Annotated in this window: 17 protein-coding genes; 4 read left to right on the top strand and 13 right to left on the bottom strand. The window is 72.2% G+C overall.

The genetic code is table 11. The features are described from left to right. Positions 1-300: 300 nt before the first annotated feature. The 3 genes from CHAN_RS03170 to CHAN_RS03180 all read left to right on the top strand — a co-directional run bounded on the left by CHAN_RS03170 (position 301) and on the right by CHAN_RS03180 (position 11,272). On the top strand, positions 301-9,492 hold the full coding sequence (locus CHAN_RS03170) for a type I polyketide synthase (protein ID WP_290293284.1): 9,192 nt from the start codon (positions 301-303) through the stop codon (positions 9,490-9,492). 346 nt (positions 9,493-9,838) lie between these two features. Beyond that, positions 9,839-10,294 carry a holo-ACP synthase AcpS gene (acpS, locus tag CHAN_RS03175; RefSeq protein ID WP_290293286.1) on the top strand — a complete coding sequence of 152 codons (456 nt, stop codon included), beginning with the start codon at positions 9,839-9,841 and terminating at the stop codon, positions 10,292-10,294. Between the two features lie 33 nt (positions 10,295-10,327). Next, positions 10,328-11,272, top strand: coding sequence for a DUF7716 domain-containing protein (locus CHAN_RS03180; RefSeq protein WP_290291688.1), 945 nt, complete (start codon positions 10,328-10,330; stop codon positions 11,270-11,272). Between the two features lie 64 nt (positions 11,273-11,336). On the opposite strand, the gene CHAN_RS03185 is transcribed toward CHAN_RS03180, so the two are convergent. Both CHAN_RS03185 and bcp read right to left on the bottom strand, forming a co-directional pair. Then, complete coding sequence (locus CHAN_RS03185) at positions 11,337-12,014, bottom strand: TetR/AcrR family transcriptional regulator (RefSeq protein WP_048739466.1); 678 nt, start codon at positions 12,012-12,014, stop codon at positions 11,337-11,339. Between the two features lie 52 nt (positions 12,015-12,066). Beyond that, entirely contained in the window at positions 12,067-12,567 is a 501-nt protein-coding gene (gene bcp, locus CHAN_RS03190) for a thioredoxin-dependent thiol peroxidase (protein WP_290291692.1), read from the bottom strand. 102 nt (positions 12,568-12,669) lie between these two features. Between bcp and CHAN_RS03195 the strand changes: the two genes are divergently transcribed. Further along, entirely contained in the window at positions 12,670-12,951 is a 282-nt protein-coding gene (locus tag CHAN_RS03195) for a DUF3618 domain-containing protein (RefSeq protein WP_048739369.1), read from the top strand. Between the two features lie 394 nt (positions 12,952-13,345). On the opposite strand, the gene CHAN_RS03200 is transcribed toward CHAN_RS03195, so the two are convergent. The 11 genes from CHAN_RS03200 to CHAN_RS03250 are packed head-to-tail and all read right to left on the bottom strand — an operon-like array spanning position 13,346 to position 22,946. Then, positions 13,346-13,741: a KIAA0408 family protein gene (locus CHAN_RS03200; protein ID WP_290291694.1), complete on the bottom strand. Its 396-nt coding sequence runs from the start codon at positions 13,739-13,741 to the stop codon at positions 13,346-13,348. After that, a complete protein-coding gene (locus tag CHAN_RS03205; RefSeq protein WP_290291696.1) occupies positions 13,701-14,144 on the bottom strand; it encodes a hypothetical protein in 444 nt (147 codons plus the stop codon). Before CHAN_RS03205 ends, CHAN_RS03200 begins: the two co-directional genes overlap by 41 nt. 3 nt (positions 14,145-14,147) lie before the next feature. Then, on the bottom strand, positions 14,148-14,516 hold the full coding sequence (locus CHAN_RS03210; RefSeq protein WP_290291697.1) for a hypothetical protein: 369 nt from the start codon (positions 14,514-14,516) through the stop codon (positions 14,148-14,150). Beyond that, the gene (locus CHAN_RS03215) at positions 14,513-16,480 is read right to left on the bottom strand and encodes a glycoside hydrolase domain-containing protein (RefSeq protein ID WP_290291701.1); all 1,968 of its coding nucleotides are present in this window, start codon (positions 16,478-16,480) and stop codon (positions 14,513-14,515) included. Before CHAN_RS03215 ends, CHAN_RS03210 begins: the two co-directional genes overlap by 4 nt. A gap of 34 nt (positions 16,481-16,514) precedes the next feature. Next, positions 16,515-17,210 carry a LamG domain-containing protein gene (locus CHAN_RS03220; RefSeq protein ID WP_290291703.1) on the bottom strand — a complete coding sequence of 232 codons (696 nt, stop codon included), beginning with the start codon at positions 17,208-17,210 and terminating at the stop codon, positions 16,515-16,517. Beyond that, complete coding sequence (locus CHAN_RS03225; RefSeq protein ID WP_290291708.1) at positions 17,207-17,800, bottom strand: hypothetical protein; 594 nt, start codon at positions 17,798-17,800, stop codon at positions 17,207-17,209. Before CHAN_RS03225 ends, CHAN_RS03220 begins: the two co-directional genes overlap by 4 nt. A gap of 10 nt (positions 17,801-17,810) precedes the next feature. Further along, entirely contained in the window at positions 17,811-19,571 is a 1,761-nt protein-coding gene (locus CHAN_RS03230; protein WP_290291711.1) for a collagen-like domain-containing protein, read from the bottom strand. 57 nt (positions 19,572-19,628) lie between these two features. Next, positions 19,629-20,279: a DUF7172 family protein gene (locus CHAN_RS03235; RefSeq protein ID WP_290291714.1), complete on the bottom strand. Its 651-nt coding sequence runs from the start codon at positions 20,277-20,279 to the stop codon at positions 19,629-19,631. A gap of 2 nt (positions 20,280-20,281) precedes the next feature. Then, positions 20,282-20,488, bottom strand: a complete 207-nt coding sequence (locus CHAN_RS03240) for a hypothetical protein (protein WP_290291716.1) — start codon at positions 20,486-20,488, stop codon at positions 20,282-20,284. After that, the gene (locus tag CHAN_RS03245; RefSeq protein WP_290291719.1) at positions 20,485-21,648 is read right to left on the bottom strand and encodes a hypothetical protein; all 1,164 of its coding nucleotides are present in this window, start codon (positions 21,646-21,648) and stop codon (positions 20,485-20,487) included. Before CHAN_RS03245 ends, CHAN_RS03240 begins: the two co-directional genes overlap by 4 nt. Next, complete coding sequence (locus CHAN_RS03250) at positions 21,648-22,946, bottom strand: hypothetical protein (RefSeq protein WP_290291721.1); 1,299 nt, start codon at positions 22,944-22,946, stop codon at positions 21,648-21,650. The genes CHAN_RS03245 and CHAN_RS03250 overlap by 1 nt, the downstream gene beginning before the upstream one ends. Positions 22,947-22,953: the final 7 nt, after the last annotated feature.

The following is a 22,953-nucleotide window of genomic DNA, read 5'->3' on the forward strand; positions in this document are numbered from 1 at the left end:
GCCGTTGTGCCGCAACTTTGCAGAGTTTCACCGAAGTTATGGGATCGGTTGCAAACCCGTGCGAGGGCCGTCGTCAAGCCAGAAACATGAAGAAACCCTCACGAATGTTGTGGCATATTTGTCGGGCGAACCAACTTCGCGGGCATTCGCATGTCCATGCCCGCGGATCCCAAGTCTGAACAAGGAGCCCACCGCGTGACCCCCAACCAGAAGCCGGAGCACCGCACCGCCGCGGACGCGTTGTCCATCTTCCGCTCGCGCCCCACCGCCGACGAAACGTCGCGCCGCGTCGAGCCCACGCTGTCCCAGCGGCTGGGCGGGGGCGAGAAGTTCGCCCTCAGCTTCTCCGGGCAGGGCTACCCCTGGCTCGAGACCCTGACCACCTGCGCCGCCGCCGGCGTCGACGGTCGCGTCCGCGAGCTCGTGGCGAAGGCGGAGGAGCGCCTCGCGCCGATCGCCGACCGGCTCGCCGGCCAGCGCCCCGACGGCTTCACCCCCTTCGAATGGGCCGAGAAGGCCGGCGCCGCCCGCGCCGCCGAGTCCAGCCCCGTCGCCGACGCCGACGCGCTCGACGCCGACGCCCAGAAGAAGGCACAGAAGAAGGCCCCGGTCTCCGTCGCCGGCCTGCCCGACCTGAGCGCCCCCGCCGTCTCCGTGCCGGGCATCCTCATCTCGCAGATCGCCGTGCTCGACCTGCTCGCCGCCCAGGGCGTCGACGTGTCCGCCCATGTCGCGGCCATCGGCCACTCCCAGGGCGTCCTCGGCGTCGACGCCGTGCGGAACCCGGACCGCGCCGCCGACGTCGTCGCGCTCGCCGAGATCATCGGCGTCACCGTCGCCCGCCAGGGCCGCGTCACCGGCATGACCTCCCGCCCCGCGCCCGGCAACGGCGCCGCGTCGCACCCGATGATGATCGTCTCGGGCGTCCGCCCCGACCTGGTCACCCCGCACCTCGCCGGCCATGCCGTCGTCGGCCTGCGCAACGGCCGCACCATGTGCGTCGTCGTCGGCACCCCCGCCGACCTCCGCGCCACCGAGGCCAACCTGGAGCGCGCCGCGGCGAAGGACGCCGCCGAGCTGAGCGCAAAGAAGCGCGGCGGCGCGCCGTTCGCCCCGACCTGCTCCCCGCTGCCCGTCGGTGCCGGCTTCCACCACCCGGACATGGCCGCCGGCGTGGAGGAGACCATCGAGCTCGCCGCCGCCGCGGGCATCGACGAGGCCTTCGCCCGCCCGATCGCCGAGCACGTGCTCACCGCCGTCATCGACTGGCCCGCCGACGTCGCCTCCGCCGTCGAGGCCGGCGCCGACTGGATCATCGAGGTCGGCCCCGGCGCCGGCGTGGCGCCGCTGACCCGCGAGCTGCTCGCCGGCACCGGCGTCGGCGTCGTCACCGCCGCCGTCGACCAGGGCCAGGCCGAGCTGTTCGAGCCGGGCTCCGCCCCCGCCGCCCCGCAGTCGTGGGACGCCCACGCCCCGCGCCTGGTCACCCGCGACGGCCGCGCCCGCGTGGAGACCAAGTTCACCGAGGCCACCGGCCGCTCGCCGATCATCCTGGGCGGCATGACGCCGACCACCGTCGACCCGGCGATCGTCGCCGCCGCGGCCAACGCCGGCTTCTGGGCCGAGCTGGCCGGCGGCGGGCAGGTCACCCCGGAGATCTTCAACCGGAACGTCTCGCGCCTGCACGAGCTCCTCGACGAGGGCGCGTCGGCGCAGTTCAACACCATGTTCCTGGACCCGTACCTGTGGGGCATGCACATCGGCTCGCGCCGCCTGGTGCAGCGCGCCGTGGCCGCGGGCCGTCCGATCGACGGCGTCACCGTCTCCGCCGGCATCCCCGAGGTCGACGAGGCCGTCGCCCTGGTGCGCGAGCTGCGCGCCGGGGGCATCCCGCACGTGTCCTTCAAGCCGGGCACCGTCAAGCAGATCAAGTCCGTCCTGGCCATCGCCGATGCCCTGGCCGCCGACGACGAGCTGTCGGACGTCCCGGTCATCATCCAGGTCGAGGGCGGCCGCGCCGGCGGCCACCACTCGTGGGAGGAGCTCGACGACCTCCTGACCGCCACCTACGCCGACATCCGCGCGCGCGGCAACGCCGTGCTGGCCGTCGGCGGCGGCATCGGCCGCCCGGAGCAGGCCGCCGAGTACCTGCTGGGCCGCTGGTCCGAGAAGCACGGCTACCCGGCCATGCCGGTCGACGCGATCATCATCGGCACCGCCGCGATGGCCGCCAAGGAGTCCACCGCCTCCGCCGGCGTCAAGAAGATGCTGGTCGACACCAAGGGCACCGATGCCTGGGTGCCGGCCGGCGGCGCCGAGGAGGGCATGGCCTCCGGCCGCTCGCAGCTGGGCGCCGACATCCACGAGATCGACAACGCCGCCGCCCGCGCGGGCCGCCTGCTCGACGAGGTCGCCAACGACGCCGACGCCGTCGCCGCCCGCCGCGACGAGATCATCGCCGCCATCGACGGCACCGCGAAGCCGTACTTCGGCGACGTCGCCGAGATGACCTACCGCGAGGTCCTGGACCGCTACCTCGAGCTGGCCGCGCCGGAGGGCGAGTTCCTCGACCCGTCGTGGGCCGCCCGCTTCGACGTGATCCTCGACCGTTTCGAGGCCCGCCTGGCCGACGCCGATTCCGGCGAGTTCGAGTCCGTGCGCACCGGTTCCTCGGTGGGCGAGGGCGCCGCGTCCGGTTCCGCCACCGTGGCGCTGTTGGCCGAGGCGTACGACCTCGACGTCCGCCTGCACCCGGCCGACGCCGAGCACTTCCTGTCCGAGGCGTGCCGCACGCCGGGCAAGCCCGTGAACTTCGTGCCGGTCATCGACGCCGAGGTGCGCCGCTGGTGGCGCTCCGACTCGCTGTGGCAGGCCCACGACGAGCGCTACGACGCCGACGGCGTCTGCATCATCCCGGGCACCGCCGCCGTCGCGGGCATCACCGCCGCCGACGTCCCGGTCGCCGAGATCCTCGGTTCCTTCGAGGAGGCCGCCGCCGACGAGCTGGCCGCCTCCGCCCCGGCCGCCGACGAGTCGGTCGCCCCGGTCGCGCGCGTCCTGGCCAACCCGGTCATCCGCTGGGCCGGCCGCCAGCAGGCGAACCCGGCCCTGCAGCTCGGCGCCCGCGCCTCCTGGGAGCTTTCCGACGACGCCCGTTCGGCCGAGCAGCCGGACACCGGCGCCACCCTGGCCACCGAGGGCGACGACGTCGCCGTGCTCACCGTCCCGCTGGAGGGTTCCGGCGGCGACCACGAGCTGACCCTGCGCTTCGACGTCTCCGGCCCCGCCGGCACCGTGCCGGTCATCTCCGTCGACGACGCCGCCGCCTCCATGCGCGCCCTGACCGCGATCGCCGCCGGCGGCACGCTGCCGGAGATCAAGGACGGCATCGCCGAGTGGGAGTCCGTCTGGACCACCGCCGCGGCCGCCGACCACGGCGCCGTCACCGGCTCCGGCGCCCGCACCGCACCGGACGCCCTGGTGGGCCACGCCTGGCCGGCGATCTTCGCCGCCGTCGCGGACGCCACCACCGAGTCCGGCGTCCCGGTCGTCGAAGGCATGCTCGCCCTGGTCCACCTGGAGCACCACGTGCGCCTGGTCACCGCCGCCGACGCCGACAATGCCGCGGCCGCCGGCCCGTCGCTGCTGGCCGACGGCACCCGCCTGGCCATCACCGCCCACGCCGACGACGTCGCCGACACCGAGATGGGCCGCGTCGTCGTGGTCCGCGCCGAGATCCGCGACGCCTCCGCCGACGCCGGGGAGGACGGCGAGGGCAACCTCGTGGCCACCCTGTCGGAGCGCTTCGCCATCCGCGGCCGCAACGGCGACACCCCGGCGCAGGTCAACACCGTGCCGCTGCCGACCGTCACCGACACCCCGCGCAGCCACCGCGCCACCGTCACGGTGACCGCGCCGCGCACCCTGGTGCCCTTCGCCACCGTCTCGGGCGACCGCAACCCGATCCACGTCGACGACCGCGCCGCGATGCTCGCGGGCCTGCCGGGCGTCATCGTCCACGGCATGTGGCTGTCCGCCGCCGCCGAGCACGCCGCCATCGCCGGCGCGTCCGCCGGCCTGGGCGACCGCATCACCGAGTTCACCTCCACCATGCTGTCCCCGGTCCTGCCGGGCCAGGAGGTCACCTTCACCGTCGAGCGCCGCGGCATCGATTCCCGCCCCGGCAACGGCGAGGTCCGCGAGGTCATGGCCACCGTCGACGGCGAGCCGGTGCTCTCCGCCACGGCCGTCATCGCCGCGCCGACCACCTTCTACGCCTTCCCGGGCCAGGGCATCCAGTCCAAGGGCATGGGACTGGCCGCGCGGAACAACTCCGCCGCCGCCCGCGCCGTGTGGGACGAGGCCGACGCCGTCACCCGCGAGAAGCTCGGCTTCTCCGTGCTGGCGATCGTCCGCGACAACCCGACCGAGGTCACCGTCAACGGCCGCCGCTTCCACCACCCGGAGGGCGTGCTCAACCTGACCCAATTCACGCAGGTCTCCATGGCGACGCTGGGCCTGGCCCAGGCCGCCGAGCTGCGCGAGGCCGGGGTCCTCGACGAGGACGCCTACTTCGCCGGCCACTCCGTCGGCGAGTACAACGCGCTGGCCGCCTTCGCGGGCGTGCTCGACGCCGCCGCCGTCCTGGAGGTCGTCTACCACCGCGGCCTGACCATGCACTCGCTGGTCCCGCGCGACGAAAACGGCCGCTCCAACTACGGCCTGGCCGCCCTGCGCCCGGACAAGTGCGGCGTCGCCGAATCCGACGTCGAAGAGTTCGTGGCGGGCGTCGCGAAGCAGTCCGGGGAGTTCCTGGAGGTCGTCAACCACAACCTGGCCGGCAAGCAGTACGCCGTCGCCGGCACCGTCGCCGGCCTGAAGGCCCTGCAGGCCGCCGCCAACGAGGCCGCGCCCGACGGCAAGGCCTACGTGCGCATCCCGGGCATCGACGTGCCGTTCCACTCGGCCGTCCTGCGCGACGGCGTCGACGAGTTCCGCGGCCACCTCGACCGCCTGCTGCCGGACGAGGTCGACCCGGAGGCCCTCGTCGGCCGCTACATCCCGAACCTCACCGCCACCCAGTTCGCGCTGACCGAGCAGTTCGTCCGCGAGATGGCGGAGGTCGCGGAGTCGAAGGTCCTCGACGAGATCCTCGCCGACTTCGGCGCCGCCGCCGCGAACCCGGGCCGCCTGGCCCGCACGCTGCTCGTCGAGCTGCTGGCCTGGCAGTTCTGCTCGCCGGTGCGCTGGATCGAGACGCAGGACCTGGTGCTCGGGGCCCTCGGCGCCTCGCGCATCATCGAGGTCGGCGTGGGCACCGCCCCGACCATCGCGAACCTCGCCGCCCGCACCGCCGCGCTGCCGCGCCACGCGGACCGCGACGTCACCGTCTGGAACGTCGAGCGCGACCGCGACCTGGTCTTCGCCCGCGACGAGGTCCGCCCCGAGGCGGATGAGGCCGAAGTCGAGGCCAACGACGCAGACGCAGCCGCCGTCGAGGAGACCTCCTCGCCGGCCGAGCCGCTGCAGAAGCCGGCCGCCGCCGACGCCGCGCCCGCCCCGGTCGCGACCTCCGCGGAGCGCCCGGCCGACATCGCCCTCACCCCGGCCGACGCCGTCGAGGTGCTCATCGCGCTGTGGACGAAGGTCCGCCCCGACCAGATCGGCGCCGCCGACTCCATCGAGACCCTCGTCGACGGCGTGAGCTCCCGCCGCAACCAGCTGCTGCTGGACCTCGGCGCCGAGTTCGGCCTGGGCGCCATCGACGGCGCCGCCGACGCCGACATGCCTTCCCTGAAGGACAAGATCGGCGGCATGGTCCGCGGCTGGACCCCGTGGGGCCCCGTCCTGTCCGAGGCGCTGGCCGACGGCCTGCGCCGCGTCACCGGCCCCGCCGGCGCCCGCGCCAACCACGTCGCCGACCGCGTCCGCGACACCTGGCAGCTCGGCGATGGCTGGGTGGAGGCCACCGTGGCCGAGGTCGTCCTCGGCTCCCGCGACGGCTCCTCGCTGCGCGGCGGCGACCTGGGCCACCTCGCCCCGAACCCGCCGTCGTCGACCAACGAGCTCAACCAGCTCATCGACTCCGCGGTGCAGGCCGTGGGCTCCAACCGCGGCGTCGCCGTGACCATGCCGGCCGCCGGCGGGGGCGCGGGCGGGGTCGTCGACTCCGCCGCGCTGGGCGCCTTCGCCGAGCAGGTCACCGGCTCCGGCGGCGTGCTGGCCGTGGCCGCGCGCACCATCCTGGAGCAGCTGGGCCACGAGATCACCGGCGCCGTCGACTTCGACGCCGACGACGCCGACGACAAGCTGCTGGACCTGGTCACCGCCGAGCTCGGCTCCGACTGGCCGCGCCTGGTCACCCCGTCCTTCGACGCCGACCGCGCCGTGCTCATCGACGACCGCTGGGCCACCTCCCGCGAGGACCTGGCCCGCATGTGGGCCGCCTCCTCCGACGAGGATCTGGCCGCCGCGACGCCGAAGACGATCTCCGCCTCCGCCGCGCCGCAGGCGAAGTTCTGGGCCGGCCGCGCCACCGCCGCGGGCCGCACCGACCTGGCCGCCGCGTACGAGCAGCTGGCCGCGAACGCCACGAAGCCGGGCGAGGGCGCCCGCGCCTCCGACGTCGCCGTGGTCACCGGCGGCTCGCCGGGCTCCATCGCCGCGGCCGTCATCGGCGGGCTGCTTTCCGACGGCGCCACCGTGGTCGCCACCACGTCGTCCCTCAACCCGGGCCGACTGGCGTTCTACAAGGAGCTCTACCGCACCCACGCCATCGATGGCGCGGCCCTGTGGGTCGTCCCGGCGAACCTGACCAGCTACCAGGACCTCGACGCGGTCGTCGACTGGGTCGGCAACGAGCAGACCGCCACCGTCGGCGGCGGCTCCGTGGTCACCAAGCCGGCCATGTCGCCGACGCTGCTGTTCCCGTTCGCCGCCCCGCGCGTCATGGGCTCCCTGGCCGACGCAGGCCCGGCCGCCGAGATGCAGATGCGCCTGCTCCTCTGGTCGGTCGAGCGGCTCGTCGCCGGTCTGTCGCAGATCGGCGCCGACACCGACGTCGCCCACCGCCTGCACGTGGTCCTGCCGGGCTCCCCGAACCGCGGCCGCTTCGGCGGCGACGGCGCCTACGGCGAGTCGAAGGCCGCCCTCGACGCCGTGGTGACCCGCTGGAACGCCGAGGAGATCTGGGGCTCCCGCACCTCCCTGGTCCACGCCCACATCGGCTGGGTCCGCGGCACCGGACTCATGGGCGGCAACGACCCGCTGGTCGACGCCGTCGAGGCCAAGGGCGTGCGCACCTACGCCACCGAGGAAATGGCCGAGCTCCTGCTCGAGCAGGCCACCCCGGAGGCCCGCGCCAAGGCCGCCGAGCAGCCCATCACCATCGACCTCACCGGTGGCCTGGGCGACGTCGACCTGAACATGTCGAAGCTGGCCGAGGAGGCCGCGGCCGCGGCCGAAAAGGACGGCGAAGGCGAGGACGGCGGCGTCGCAAAGCCCCGCTCCATCCGCGCCCTGCCGGGCCTGCGCAAGCCGCTCGACCGCACCGCCCCCGACTTCTCCGGGGTCAAGGTCGCGCCCGAGGACATGATCGTCATCGTCGGCGCCGGCGAGCTCGGCCCCTACGGCTCCTCGCGCACCCGCTTCGAGGCGGAGATCGGCGAGATCTCGGGCGCCGGCATCGTCGAACTGGCCTGGACCATGGGCCTGATCAGCTACGACGGCGGTTGGCTCGACGCCGACGGCCAGCCCATCGACGAAGAGGACATCGTCGAGCGCTACCGCGACGAAGTCACCGCCCGCGTCGGCGTCCGCCGCTACGGCGACGACGGCGACCTGGTGGACAATTCCATGACCGAGCTGACCACCGTCTACCTCGAGCGCGACCTGTCCTTCCCGGTCCGCGACAAGGCGGCGGCGATCACCTTCGTCGAGTCCGACCCGGAGAACACCACCGCGCGCCCCGACGAGGAGTCCGGCGAGTGGATCGTCACCCGTCTCGCCGGCACGGCCGTCCAGGTGCCGCGCCGCATGGCCATGTCCCGCTACGTCGGCGGCCAGATCCCCGAGGGCTTCGACCCGTCGGTGTACGGCATCCCGGCGGAGATGTGCGAGAACCTCGACCGCGTCTCCCTGTGGAACATCGTCTGCACCGTCGACGCCTTCCTGTCCTCCGGCTTCACCCCGGCGGAGCTGCTCGGCGCCGTCCACCCGGGCCTCGTGTCCTCCACCCAGGGCACCGGCATCGGCGCGATGGAATCGCTGCGCAGCCTGTACATCGACGGCATCCTCGGCCTGCCGCGCGCCAGCGACGTCCTGCAGGAGGCCCTGCCGAACGTCATCGCCGCGCACGTCATGCAGTCCTACGTCGGCGGCTACGGCCAGATGGTCCACCCGGTCGCGGCCTGCGCCACCGCCGCGGTGTCCGTCGAGGAGGGCCTGGACAAGATCCAGCTGGGCAAGGCCGACTTCGTCGTCGCCGGCGGCTTCGACGACCTGTCCACCGAGGGCATCACCGGCTTCGGCGACATGAACGCCACCGCCGATTCCGCCACGATGGACGCCAAGGGCATCGACCGCCGCTTCTTCTCGCGGCCGAACGACCGCCGCCGCGGCGGGTTCGTCGAGTCCCAGGGCGGCGGCACCGTGCTGCTGGCCCGCGGCTCGGTCGCCCGCGACCTGGGCCTGCCGGTGCTCGGCGTGGTCGCCTTCGCGGAGTCCTTCGCCGACGGCGCCCACACGTCGATCCCGGCCCCGGGCCTGGGTGCCCTGGGCGCGGCGCGCGGCGGCACGGGTTCGCGCCTGGCGCGGGCGCTGGCCAAGCATGGCGTGGCGGCGGACGAGGTGTCCATCCTGTCCAAGCACGACACCTCGACCAACGCCAACGACCCGAACGAGTCGGAGCTGCACGAGCGCGTCGCCGATGCGCTGGGCCGCGATGAGTCGAACCCGCTGTTCGTGGTCTCGCAGAAGTCGCTGACCGGCCACGCGAAGGGCGGCGCCGCGGCGTTCCAGATGATCGGCCTGACCCAGGTGCTGCGCACCGGCGTGCTCCCGGCGAACCGGTCCCTGGACTGCGTCGATCCGGAGCTGGCCAAGCACGGCCGTCTGGTGTGGCCGACCAAGCCGATCGAGATGGGCGGCGCGCTGCCCATGAAGGCCGGCTTCGTCACCTCCCTCGGCTTCGGCCACGTGTCCGCGCTGGTCGCGATCGTGCACCCGGAGGCGTTCCATGCGGCCGTCGCCGCGGAGAACGGTGCCGGGGCCGCCGACGAGTGGCGCGCCGCCGCCGATGAGCGCGAGGCCGCCGGCCTGCGCCGCATCGACGAGGCGATCTACGGCGGCGAGGGCCTCTTCGAGCGGCCCGAGGGCCGTCGCCTGGGCGACGGCGGTGCGTACGGCGACACCGCCGCGCTGGAGAAGGCGGTCATCCTGAACCCGGACGCGCGTCTGGTGGACGGAGTGCTTTCCGACGAGCCGGCGCAGTAGCGGTCCGGGGCGGGCGGCGGTTGCGCCGTCCGCGCCACGCCGCCCGTGATGGCGCGTGGCTCGTGTGAGCTGCGTGGGCTGCGCCGTCTGATCGAGCTGCGTGAGCCGCGGTGGGGATCCCGGAAGGGGTCGCCGCCGCGGCTTTCGCGTTGGCGGGGCTCCACGTTCGTCGGCGCGAGGGGACGGCCGCGCCGCCGGGTATCGTGGGCGCATGGAATCAGGGCGAAAATCGGGGCGGGAGCCGGAGGTGGGGCCGGCATCGGAGCCGGTTCAGGGGCACGCGACCGGCCAGGACGCCGCCCACGACACCGAACACACCACCGCTCACGACGCCCTCGCGGCCGCGATCCTGGGCACGGGCATCGACATGGTGCACGTGCCGTCGTTCGCGGAGGACCTTGCCCGTCCGGGTTCGGCGTTCGCGGCGTCGGTGTTCACGGTGGGGGAGCGCACGGCCGCGAATCGCCGCGGCCTCGCGGGCGACGCCCTGGCCCGGCACCTCGCGGGCCGCTGGGCGGTGAAGGAGGCCGTGATCAAGGCCTGGTCTCAGGCGATTTATGGCGCGCCGCCGGTGATCCCGCGCGACGAGCTCGATTGGCGCGAGATCGAGGTCGTCGCCGACGCGTGGGGCCGCGTCGCGGTGGCGCTGCACGGCCGGGTGCGCGATGCCGTGGCCGATTGCTTTGCGACGCCCACCTCCTCCCCGCAGGAGCGTGCCCGCGGGGGTTCCGGCGTCGACTTCCACGTCAGCATCAGCCACGACGGCGATCACGCCATCGCCATCGCGATTCTGGCGAAATGACGGCCAACGGCGCGATGCCGGTACATTGAGCGCGTGGTGAAACTGGGGCACGTTTATCCGATGGCGGACATCGTCGAGGCGCTGCTGCACGCGCCGACGCCGGGCAACGAGCCCCGGGACGTTCATTCGGTGGACGCCGATTCGCGGGGCGTGGTAGTCGGGCCGCGGGAATTCTGTCTTTACGGCCCTCCGTCCGACGGAGGCCTTCGCGCGGACGGCACCTACCTCGTCGACGAATGCCCCGAGGTCGGCGACGACGACGGGGAAGTCCTTCCCGAGGCAGCTGCGTCCGCGGGCCTTGAATTCCTCGCCATGGGGGAGCACCTCGATGATGTCGTGCACAATCTGCGGCATCAGGGCGCTCCCACGGATGTGGCGACGTGCGTCGAAGCGATCAACCACTACCTGGAGCACGACGCTTTCCTCGTCGTCGATTGCCCGTCCGGCGTCCGGGCGCTGTCCGACGTCGTCGCCGACCGCGATCTCCTGCGCACAACCCGGGTGGAAGCGGTCTCGCGGGTGCTGGGGTTGTCGGTGCGCAAGACGCTCGGGCAGGAGGCGGCCGATGCGTTGCTCGCCCTCCACGGTCACCCACTGTCGACTGCGGTGACCATTGACGTCGCCGCCTGGAACCAGTGGAGCCAGAGTCCTTTTGCGGGGCGGGTGACCGATGGGGCCACCCATCGATTGTTCGCGTGGGGCCACGACGGCGATGCGTGGGCGGTGCGCACCGACGACCCGGACGCGCCCGTCGTGTTCTTCGGCGCCGCCGGGGACGACACCGCGGGAAACATCGTCGATCTCGGCGTCGACGTGGCGACCTTCCTGCGCATCGCCGACGTGTGGCGCGCCCTGGAATCGAAGCGGTTCGAACTCGGACCGGACCCGGCCGCGCATCCCATCCTCGCCGAGTTCCGCGAAAAGGTGGCGCCGCTGGTGCCGGCGCCGGCGGACTCGTGGCCGTGGCCCTACAGGTAGGCGAACATGGCGGCGGCGGGCCGTCGCAAAGCAAGCTGCCCGAGGCGGACCGCCCGAAAGGCGCCTAACCGCCCGCCTTCTCGGCGACGGTCATGAGGTAGGAGATGAGCATGCGCTTGACCTCCTGGACCGTCAGCTCGTAGTGCAGCTCGCGCATGCCGGCGTCGCCCGGGCGGTCGACGGAGTAGTTGAGCAGCGAATACGTCGTGTGGATCAGCAGGCCGGAGATGAAGCTGCGCACGTGGGCGTCGGACCGGGGGGCTAGGGGGCGCAGAACCTCGGAGATGCCGTCGAGCAGTTCCTGCTCGGTGTGCGCGGCCGTCGCCCGCGTCGCCGGCGTCGCCTGGACGGCCAGCCACACCGACCGCCGCGACGGGTCGTCGCGCCACAGGTCGGCGATGTGGTCGATGAACTCGGACAGGAACTCCGGCCATTCCAGCGCCGGCACCAGCTCGGCGAACCGGGTGATTTCCTCGACGACGCCCGCGGTGTCCTGGCGGTCGAGCTCGCAGATCATCACGTACTTGTTGGCGAAGAACTGGTACAGCGTGCCGATGGGCACCTCCGCGCGCCGGGCCACTTCGTCGAAGGTGAAGGACTCGAATCCGACGTCGACCAGCACCTCGCGGGCGGCCGCCAGGATGCGGGCGTAGCGTTCGCGGCTGCGCTGCTGCGCGGGGCGGCGCCGGGGCCGCAGGATTTCATGGTCGTGGTCGGGGTCGGTCGCGGGGTCGAGGCGCACGGATGCCTTCTCCGCCTTGGCGCCGGCCTCCGCGGCCGACTCCGCCCGCCGCTCAGTCACCGGAGTTCAGGTCGCGCAGGACGCGGCCGACGTGGCCCTTCGCGCGAACGTTGTACCAGGCGTTTTCGACGGTGCCGTCGGGGCCGACGAGGACCGTGGAGCGGATGACGCCCTGCACGACCTTGCCGTAGTTCTTCTTCTCGCCGAACGCGCCCCACGCGGCGAGGGTCTCCTTGGACGGGTCGGACAGGAGGGTGAAGTCCAGGCCGTGGTCCTCGCGGAACGTGGCCAGCTTCTCCGGCTTGTCGGGGGAGATACCCACGACCTCGACGCCGGCGTCGTTGAATTGGGCGGATTCGTCGCGGAAGTCGCAGGCCTGGGTGGTGCAGCCCGGGGTGTTGGCCCGCGGGTAGAAGTACACGAGCACTCGGCGGCCGCGGTAGTCCGCCAGCGACACTTCCCGCCCGTCGTCGGCCGTGAGGGTGAATCCGGGGGCGGCGTCCCCGGGTTCGAGCCGGGTGTTCTGCGGTGCGGTGGTGTCGTTCTCGGCCATGGGCCCATGGTAGCGGGATTAAGGGGCGTTGGGCGCCCAAAGGCGGTGCCGAGTGTTACCCTTTTTCATCAGACGACCGTTCACCGATCAAGGGGAGTCCACGTGGCCCGCAGCATTGACGACATTCAGCGCGACATCGAACGCAACCGCACCCAGCTCGCCAAGACGCTGGACGAGCTCGCCGTGCGCACCAACCCGAAGAACGTCGCGGACGACGCCAAGTCCCGTGCGGTGGATGGTCTGCAGGAGCCGAAGGTCCAGGCCGTCCTCGGCGCCGTCGCCGCGGTGATCGTCGGCGCGATCGCGCTGTCGGTGGTCCGCAACCGCAAGCGTTCCGCGGAGATCGAGCGCATCCGCGAGATGATCGAGGCCGCTTCGCGCTGATCTCCGGCGCGCCGGAACAGTCGGAGGGCGGGTCCCGTTGCGGGCCCGCCCTCCTTTTCCCTTTTCGGGCTTTCCCTTTTTCGGGCTTCCCCCTTTTTTCGCGCGGTTTGCTTTGCGACGGCTCGTGTCCGGCGTCCGATGGCGTGTGTCGTAGGGCGATGTCGCGCAGAAGAACGCCGCGCATGAAAAAACCAGGCCGGGGTTACCCGGCCTGGTGAGTGGTGCGCCATCAGGGACTTGAACCCCGAACCCGCTGATATCGCCGGTCCCGCGCATCCGGCATCAGGTCGGCCCGTGAGCGCCAACGACCAGCGGCAACACCACGAGCTACCTTCCGATGCCACCCCGTAGGGCACCATCCGGCCCACTCAAACCGGTGGATAAGTGGTGAGTCTCAGGATCGAAGATACTGGCGAATCTCGTCAGGCGGCTGCGGCGGGTGGCTGTCCGGCACCACGCTCTCCACCCAGTCCAAGATGACGTGGATGTACCGGGCGAGCGCCGAATTCGCCCCCTCGAGGCGTGATGCTTTTCCCCGCCAATTCGACACCTCGCCCTCCAGCGTCTCGATGCGCACCTGCATCCGCTTGAATGACCCCTCGGCCCACATGCGGTGATTCTCGATCGCCTCGAGCGTCTGGTCGATGCGCCGGTCCTCACGCTCGGCCTCGCGGTGCTCGCTTTCCCGCCGGCCGTTGGCCAGGCCCATGAGGACGCCGAAGATGCCGGTGATGAGGGTGACCAGGACGCTAGTCCCCGCGGTGATCAGGGTCGTCGTGTCCCACGTCATAGACGATCACCTCCTTGATCGTGCCGGCCCGCACGGGGGCGGACGCGTGCAGCGCGATGAGCGCGGCGATGGCGGCGTAGTTTTTGGCGGACACCCAGGCGCGGGTGATGTCGGTCAGCAGCACCGACGTGGCGAAGGACGCGGCCCAGGCGACGGTCAGCGACCCGACGAGGCCGATGGCCACCGGCTGGATGCGGCGGACGGGGATCGCCAGCACCGCCAGCAGGCCGGAGACGATCCACAGCACGCCGAGGGCGGGCATGGGGATCCACGAGATCGCTTCGAGCTGCGCCAGCGACGCCGGGGTGGACGGTACGAGGTACGCCGATCCCGTGGTGATTGCGAAGCCGCCGATGACGGCCATCATCGCCGTGCGATGCAGCTTCTCTCGGCGGCTGCTCATGCGTCAGTTCCCCTCGTGGATGCGGCGCCGGAGGTCGTCGATCGGGGTGCCGGTGACCGCGGTGTCGATGTGCTCGCGGGCCCGGTCGATGGGGGCGGTGACGACCGGCTTGGCTCGGTCGATGGTCTCGGCGATGGTGTCGGGGTCGATGACGATGAGGGGCCGGTCGTTGCCGGAGTCGGGGCCGGTGCGGCCGGACGCGACACCGGAGATCAGGCCGCCGATGATCATGACGACGTCGCCGAGCTGGCCGGACAGGGAATTGACCTCGGTTTCGGACAGGACGCCGAAGACGCCGAGGCCGGCGAGGACGACGCCGATGAGGGCGTAGGTGCCCTTGAGGACGGCCCAGGTGGGGATGGGGCGCTTCACTGCTGCTTCTCCTCTCGGTCGGCGGCGATCGCGGCGTCGATGGTGGCCTGGTAGTCGAGGCCGAGCTCTCCGTAGAGGTGCTTCATTGCGGCGCGCTGCTCCCACGCGTAGGCGTCGAGGAGGGCGAAGAGGGTGGCGATGGGCAGCTCGACGGTGGGGTTGATGATCGAGCGGATCGTCTCGGGAAGCACGTTGTTCTCCTTCGGGTTCGGGGCGGGGGGTGTTCCACCGGGCCGGGGTTCACCGCGTCCGGGTTCGCGCAGCTCCTGGTGGACCATGTCGAGGAAGACGTCCCACGGGAAGTTCGGGCCGGGGTCGGTGTGGGTGGATTCGCGGAATGCCTTCGAGACGTCGTCGTGGGTGGCGAAGCCCTTCGCCTTGCGGCCGCGGACCTCGGCGACGGTGAGGTGGCGGGGTTCGTGCCCGTAGCGGCGGATGTAGTCGGCGCTGATGCGGGCGGCGGAGCGGAGCTGCTCGGGGTACTTGAGCCACTCGGCGCGGGAGTCGCGGGCGTAGCCGAGGAACGACAGGTGGAAGCCGTTGACGTCGCCGGTGGGCAGGCTCGCGCAGGGGGTGTAGTCGTCGTCGTTGGCGCGCAGGGTGGCGCCGTCGGCGGCGATGAGCATCGTGTAGGAGCCAGTGCGGGAGTCCTGCTGCCAGCCGGCGCGGTTGCGCAGTGCTGCGGCACCGGATTCGCGGGGGCATTCGTAGGTGTGGAGCGTGATGTGCGGGACCCGGGAGGGGTCGCGCTTGCCGCGGTCGACGGTGGTGAGCATCGTTACGTCGGCTTGGAATTGGGTGCCCAACGGCTTCTCCTTCGGTGGGGTTGGGGTGGGGGCGGTACCGGTGCGGGGCTTCTGGCCCCAGTCGGCGTGGAGGACGTCGTTGACGTCGACGGCGACGCCGCCGATCCGCGGGGCGGGGTTGGCCTTCGTGTCGACGATCCGCTGGTACAGCACGGCCGCCGAGTGGATGCGGCCCGCCGACCAGGAGCGGGTCTGCCACGCGAGTTGCTTGCCGGCGGTGCCGAGGTTGGCGATCAGGGCGTCGCGGCAGGCGCCTTCGACGACCTTCCAGCCGCCGTAGATGCCGCACCGGTCGCGGCCGATGACGGAGGCGGCGCCGCGCATGTATGCCCGGATCTGCTCCCAGGACCGGTGGTCGGTGTCGGGGTCGATGTCGACGTCGACGGCGAAGAACACGGGCCAGCCCGACAGGCCGAGCTCGGTGAGTTTCTTGTCGGCGGCGCGGGCGTCGGCGACGCCGCCGTCGTGGCCGCGGCGGAAGTCTGGTGGGGCGTCGCCGCCGTCCTTGCCGTACTGCCACACGCACGCGATGCCCATGCCGGCGGCGCGCATGGCGTCGACGTGGGCGCGGGAGACGGGCTTGCCCGGCAGGCCGCCGCGCGTGCGGTCGGGGGAGACGTAGACGACGTGGCCGATGTGCCCGGCTGCCTTGATCACCGACGGGGACGGCGGGCGGGCCGCGGTGTCGATGACCGTCCCTCGGGGCGCGGGGGCGGACACCCCGCCGGGCTCGCGGGCGCCGGCGAGTAGCCGGGCGGGGTCCTGGTGGCGGCCCCCCGACCTGCCGGGCGGGCCCCACACCTCGAAATGCAGGTGCGGGCCCGTGGACTCGCCCTCGTTGCCGACGACGCCGATCTGCTGGCCAGCGCGCACGCGGTCGCCCCGCTTGACGAGGATCCCCGAATGCTTGACGTGGCCGAAGATGAAGTCCAGTCCAGCGCTGGCCTGGCAGTCGAGCCAGATCCACGACCCGAAGCCCTGCACGGACCCCTGGGCGCGATCCTTCCCCTGCACCACCACGCCATCCGCGGGGGCGTAGACCGGGGTGCCGACCGGCGCGGCGAAGTCCAAGCCGTTGTGGTGAGTCCCCCACCGGGGCCCATACCCGCTGGAAACGGTGTAGGTGCCCTTCTTCATCGGGTGCACGATCGTGGTCATGGCCCGGAGGCTGGCACCCTGGGGTGACCGCCGATCAACCCAGCAGGATGCCCCACCCGGTCGTCGCCCGGCCCTTCGCCGACCGCGACTCCCACCGCCACGCCAGCGACGACGCCGACACCGCCCGCGAGTGCATCGCGACGACGAGGAGATCACCCATCAGCCGAGACCGGCCGTCCCGTGCGCCGATCTGCACCACGCTCGTCATGCCGAGCTGCGGGGACGCACCGAACAGGCCCGGCCGCATCTGACCGGACGACACCGGGGAGCCATCGACGACGAGGGTGACGTCGACGACGGAGAACCACCCGCGGTCGATGACGACGGCGAGCTGGTGCCACCGGCCATCGTCGACGCGCGTGGAGCCCCGCAGCGTCACCCGATACGGCCCGGCAGTCGAGGCGACGACCACCGTCGGGCGGCCGTCGGCGCCGACGGTGAGGGACACCTCCGTGCCGCCGTTGACGCGGGCGAAGACCGTGCGTCCCGTCGCTGCCGGCGACAGCCGCACCCACGCTTCGACGGTGGCGTCGACGTCGGTGAAGCTGGGGACGCCGGTGACCGTCAGGTCCCCCGTGGACAGGCGCAGGGCCTGGTGCCCGTCGAGCCCCGGTGCGGTGGTGACCGTCCCGATGGTCTGTACGGTGCCGGTCCCGGCGGTGACGACGCCGGCGGATCCGGCCCACGCGGCGAACGTGGCTCCGGCGGCGGCGTCGGTCACGATGCTCACGACGTGACCCCCGGTTCCTCGAGGCGCACGGACACGACGATTCCGGCGGCGTCGGTTGACCCGACCGTCAGGCGGAGGACGTCGCCGGCGCGGAACGCCAGGGCCAGGGCCTTTGTGCCCTGGGAGCCGCCGGGGGCGACGGTGATGGTCTGCCCGCCGACGGTGGCGGTGACCGACCGGGTGCCCGGCGTGCCGACGGACACGGAGACGCTGGCGGCCTGGCAGTCGGCGTCGATCCGCAGGGGAGGGGCGGTGATCTGGGATGCCGGGGGATCGAGGACGGAGAAATCGCGGTACACGATGCGCGGGGCGACCTGGTCCCGGCGGGCCAACGGGGCGATGGCGGCGGTGACCTCCTCGTCGGTGGCGAGGTGGGCGGTGTCGCCGAGGGCGGTGAGCTTCTCGATGGCGGTGGTGGCGTCGGGAGACAGGCTGACGGTGATGTCGTTGACGAGGGTGCCGCCACCGGCGAGGCCGGTGCCGGCGATGACGCGGCGGCCGAGGGGCACGAATTCTCCGGAGCCCTGGAGGACACGGAGGCGGTCGACCATTTCATCGACGATTTCGGTGGCGCGTTCGGGTGTGCTCATGGTGAGCCTCCTACGTGGTGACGGGGTAGCGGGCCGTGAAGTTCAGGGCGGAGGTGTTCGAGTCGATGGCGAAGGTGGGGTTGCCCGGGTAGCCGGTGCCTGATCCGTTGGATCCGTCCCAGATGCGCATGCCCTTCCGGAGGGTGGAGCCGCCGTGCTCGGGGACGAGGAACTCGATTTGGTTCACAGACGGGGGCATCGCGATGGTGACGTCGAAGAGCAAGGCGGGTGCGGCGAGCCACAGGATTCCGGTGCCGACGGGTTCGGTGGCCGCTTGGTAGCGGTCGGGGAGGACGGGCAGGTTCGTGACGCGCAGGTAGCCGCCGCCGGAGGAGGGGTTGGTGCCCCACCGGATGGAGCCCTGCAGTTCGCACCACCCGTTGACGACGCGGTAGCGGTAGCGCTGCCACCCGCCGGAGCCGGGATTGATGCTGCCGTTGTCGCGGAGGATGCAGTAGCAGGTGGTCCAGGCCATCGGCTGCGGGACGACGCCGTCTTTGCCGTCGGCGCCGGGAGGGCCAACCGGGCCCATCTCGCCGCGGTCGCCCTTCGGGCCGGGCGGGCCGGTCTCCCCCCTGGTGCCGGGCGGACCCTGCGGACCGGGTTCGCCCGTGTCGCCCTTCTCGCCCTTCTCGCCGGGCAGGCCACGCGCACCGGTCGCACCGGGCGGGCCAACGTCACCGGGATCTCCCTTCAACCCCTGCGGGCCACGGGGCCCCTCCGGGCCTCGAGCACCCGGCGTGCCATCCGCGCCAGGCGGGCCGACCGGCCCGGTCTCCCCGTCCCTGCCGTCGGCGCCCGGGGCGCCGCGCTCACCCTGCGGCCCCTGCGGGCCCTCCGGCCCGCGAATCGGCCCCGCATCGACCCACGCCGACCCGGACCAGACGTGCAGGTGCCCATCGTCGGCGGTGATGTACCCCGTGCCGACGTCGCCGGCGCCGAGACCACCGGGAAGATCACCGGCGGTCGGGACCTGCCCGGCGACGGTCACCGACGTGCCGTCCCGGCCCCGCGGGCCCTCCGCGCCTCGCGGGCCTTCCGGCCCCTCGGGTCCACGCGGCCCAGCCGGCCCGGTGCCGCCCTGCGCGCCCTGCGGCCCGGGCGGGCCAGCCTCGCCACGCGGGCCAGTCAGCGACGCGACCCACTCCTCCTCGGTGCCCTTGAACCCGTGGCGCACCGCGACCTCATACGCGCTGGCCCCGGACTCCGCGGCGTTGTCCTTCGCTTCCTGCGCCGCGTCCAGCGCCACCTTTGCCGCCGCCGACGCGATGCCGTTGTAGTCGACCAGCCGGTTCTTCAGCTCCTCGACGCCGGCCTCCAGGTGCCGGACCGCCTGGTCCGACAGCTCGCGGGTGTTGTCCCGCAGGTTGACGACCTCGCGGATGAGGTTCGTCAGCTCCGGCCACGTCACCGGGATGTCCCGGCCGAACGCGTCCTCGGTGCCGACGCGGACGATGAGCTGCGAATCGGTGGCGCGGATGCCGAGGATCCGCTCGCCCGGCAGGGTCTTCGCGCCCTGCTCGATCAGGCGCCACACCTCCGCCATGGTGGGGAAATACTCGCTGGCGGCGGGTTCCTCGACCATGCCGATGATGTCGACGTAATTGCGGACGACATGATCGGCCCAGAACTGCGTCCACCGGATGACCATCGTCTCCCCGCGCCGCAGGAACGTCGTCGACACCAGGCCGCGGATGCGGACGGCCTGCCCCACATCGGGCAGGTGGTAGTAATCCTCCGGCTTAGTGGGGGTCAGGTCGGGGCTGGTCACGGCATCTCCTAGCGGGTCGGCGATCACACGGGACGCTAAGGGCCGCCGGTGACCTGCTTAAACGGGCTCAGGGTGCGCCCACAGCAGGATCGTGTTGGAGAAGACCTCCATCCGGGCGACGAAGAACTCGATCTGCGATGCCTGGTACCAGTCGTAGGGGGTGATCAGCGAGCACCGGAAGCGAACGTCGATGGACTCGCCGGCGCCGACGCGCACCGGTTCGAGCATCAGCGACGATTCCGGCGTCGAGGACCGGTACTGGCCGTAGAGGGGCTTGCCGTCGGGTTTCAGTCCGACGTGGATGCCGCCGCCCCACTCGGTGTTCCACCGCAGCGTCGGGTCGGGCTCCTCCGCCAGGATGTTGGCGGGACCGTCGACGCCGACGCGCTGGGTGTACCGCTCCCGGACGAAGGCGTAGTTCGGGGCCGACAGGTGCATGGTGCGGCGCTGCCGCTGGATCTGCGTCTGCACCGTGACGGGGCACCCGTAGTCGTTCTTCCAGTGCACGCGCTGGTCGATCATCGTCTTCAAGGTGCGGGACACCTCGTCGCCCTCGGGGAAGACGCGGGCGGGGGCGTGGGCCCCGTGGTCGCCGTCGCCGGTGGATTCGACGGTGGAGCGGGCGACGACGCGGCTCATCGCGGAGCGGTCGAGGCCGAGGACACCACCATTGGTCGTGAACTGAGACGAGGCGCACTGGGTGGCCATGGCTACTCCTTCATGTCGGGCTCGGCCGCCGCGATGACGCGCCGCCGGCCGGTGGGGATGTGATCGGCCACCAGATCACCGGAGATGGGGGACACGCTGATCTCCCACGGGCCGAGGGTGACGCTGCGGGGGCGTTCGAGGGAGCGGAGGCGGCGCTCGACGGCGCGGGCCCATTGGGCGTCGGTGGTGGGGCGTTCGTTGAGGGTCATGCGGGTGCCGTTCCGACGGTCGCGCCGTCTTCGTCCTTCTTGGCTCCGGAGCCGGTGCCGGTGTTGGCCTTGGAGGCTTGTTCTTTTTCGTAGGGCGATCGCATGTCGATCAGCGCCGGATCGGGCATTTCCGTCACCTCTTGTGTGACGCTTGTCTCACCCAGGGTGACTTTTACATCCTCTCCACCGGAATCCACCGACACCTGCACCTCACGCACCTGCATCACCGACGACACCACGACCCCGGTCTGCCGCGACGACACCGGGACCCGCGCCCCCGGCACCAGCTCGTCGATCCTCACCGGCGCCGTCGGCAGCAACCGGGCACCCGACGGCACCACCAGCCGGCGGGGCGTCACGGAGGCGTCCTTCACGACCCGCTTGGCCATCTGCACGCACTCCTCCTCCCGCACCGCACCGTCGGCCTTCTTGATGCCCTGCACCAGCCCCAACGGCGAGCCCTCGGCCATCCACTGGCCCCACACGCCCTTGCCCTGCACGTGGCAGTCCGTGACGACCTCCGCCCCGTCCTTGACGACGGTGAAGTCGCCATCGACGTCGCGGTCCGCCAGCGTCGCCGTGGTGTGCTGCGCCCCCACCGGGCCGATGAGAAGCCGCCCGGCGACGACCGACCAGGCCAGGCCCATCTTCACGAGCTCATCGACGACGTCGTCGAGCATGCACTCCGACGGCGTCCACCCCGCGGTGACCCACACCCGGGACTCGCGGGTCACGATGCCCTCCACCAGGCCCGTGGCGTCGGCGTACCCGCAGGCGTCCTCCACCATCGTGCGCATCACCTGCGTCGCGTCGTGCTGCGCCCACGACCGCGCCAGCGGCACCCGCCGGCGGGAGAAGAACCCCGACCCGTCCCACCCGACGATCGCCATGCCGGTCGCGGTGGCGGTGACCTGCATGACGACGCCATGCCACACGACGTCGCCGGCACGGTACACCGTCAGGCAGTGCATCCACGGCTCGATGCGGTCGGCGATATGCAGCGGCACATGCACCTGCACCGTCGCCTTCGACACCTCGTTGGACTCCCGCCCCCAGTCGGCCTTCCGCAGCCCACGATCCGGGGACTGCCACACGATGCGGCCCGCCGCCCAATCGGTGACGACGACCGCGTAATCACCCGCTCCGAGGCGCCCCAGCATCACGGCCTCCTCATCACGGCATCAACGGACACGCGGACGTCCCGGTGCACCGCCTGCTCGGTGTCGATGATCAGCGTGTACGGGCGGGCGCACCGCAGCACCGCCGGGCGCCACGGCCCACCCATCCGGCCCGTCACCATCGGCGTCGCGTCCAGGCGCCGCCCATCGTCGGTGACGACCGTCGCCAGGCCGGTCACCGCATCCAGCGTCAGCGTCGATAAGGCGGGGATGTACCCGATCATCGCCTCCCCGACCGTGGCGCACGCGATGTCCGCCTCCCCGGTGGGCTGGCCCTCCACCCACTGGATCCGCACGTTGCGCTCGTCGCGCGCCCCGGTGCGCACCGTGACGGTGGGGACGGTCTCCATCCACTGCGCCGTCCGCCCGGACTCGAGGAGCCACGTCAGCCGGCGGGACTGGATCGGGGAGCAGCCGGCGGCCGCCGACGGGCTGATCGGGCGGGGCAGCGTCGCCAGGGCGGGGGCCGTGGGGTCGACGAGCACCGGCGACGGTGGGGCGCAGGCCGACGGGCACGTCCCGTCGTCGCTGATCGACTCGAACCGCACCGTCTGGGGGTCGCCCATGTACGGCTTCAGGTCGGATACCAGCGGGGTCGGCAGGCCCCACGCCCACGGAACTCCGGCGGTGAGGGTGAAGGTCACCCGCGCCATCGTCGACCCGTGGCCCTCGGGCACCCACCGGCCCAGGCGCTCTTCAACGTCGATGCTGCTGGTCAACCTGACCTGCGAGTACATGCGGGCCTCGGCGTTGCCCACGGCGAGGACGTTTGCCGTAGTCATCTGGTCATCGGTGGGTGGGGCGGTCTCCAACCACAACAAGGTTCGCGCGTCGTCGCCGGGGGCGCATTGGTCGCCGCGGAGCACCGACCCCAGCCACGACAGGCCGTAGGTCAGGCCCGCGGGGGTGCCGCCGACGACGAGAGCCTCCATCTTGAGTTGCCGGGCCGGGGTGCGTGTCGTGCCGAACGCCGCCCCGACGTGGGCGGAATCGATGACGTCGACATCGTGAGGGGTGGCGTCGGCGCCGTCGATGGACAGGACCCACACGCCGGCGAACTCGGCGGACGCGGGGATGAGGGGGTCATGCCAGGGGCAGTCGGCGTCCCCCCACGGCGTCGAGTACGGCTTGTCGCGGCCGAGCCAGCGCCACAGGTCCCGCCACGAGTCGTCGGTGACGACCTCGGCGGAGAGGTTGCGGACGCCGTGCCTCATGTAGGCGACGGTCCGGGCGGTGTTGGCGATCTCGGTCTGCCCCAGCTGAAGCCACCCTCGATGCACGTGTCCT

The sequence above is a fragment of the Corynebacterium hansenii genome, from assembly GCF_030408795.1.
Lineage (GTDB): Bacteria > Actinomycetota > Actinomycetes > Mycobacteriales > Mycobacteriaceae > Corynebacterium > Corynebacterium hansenii.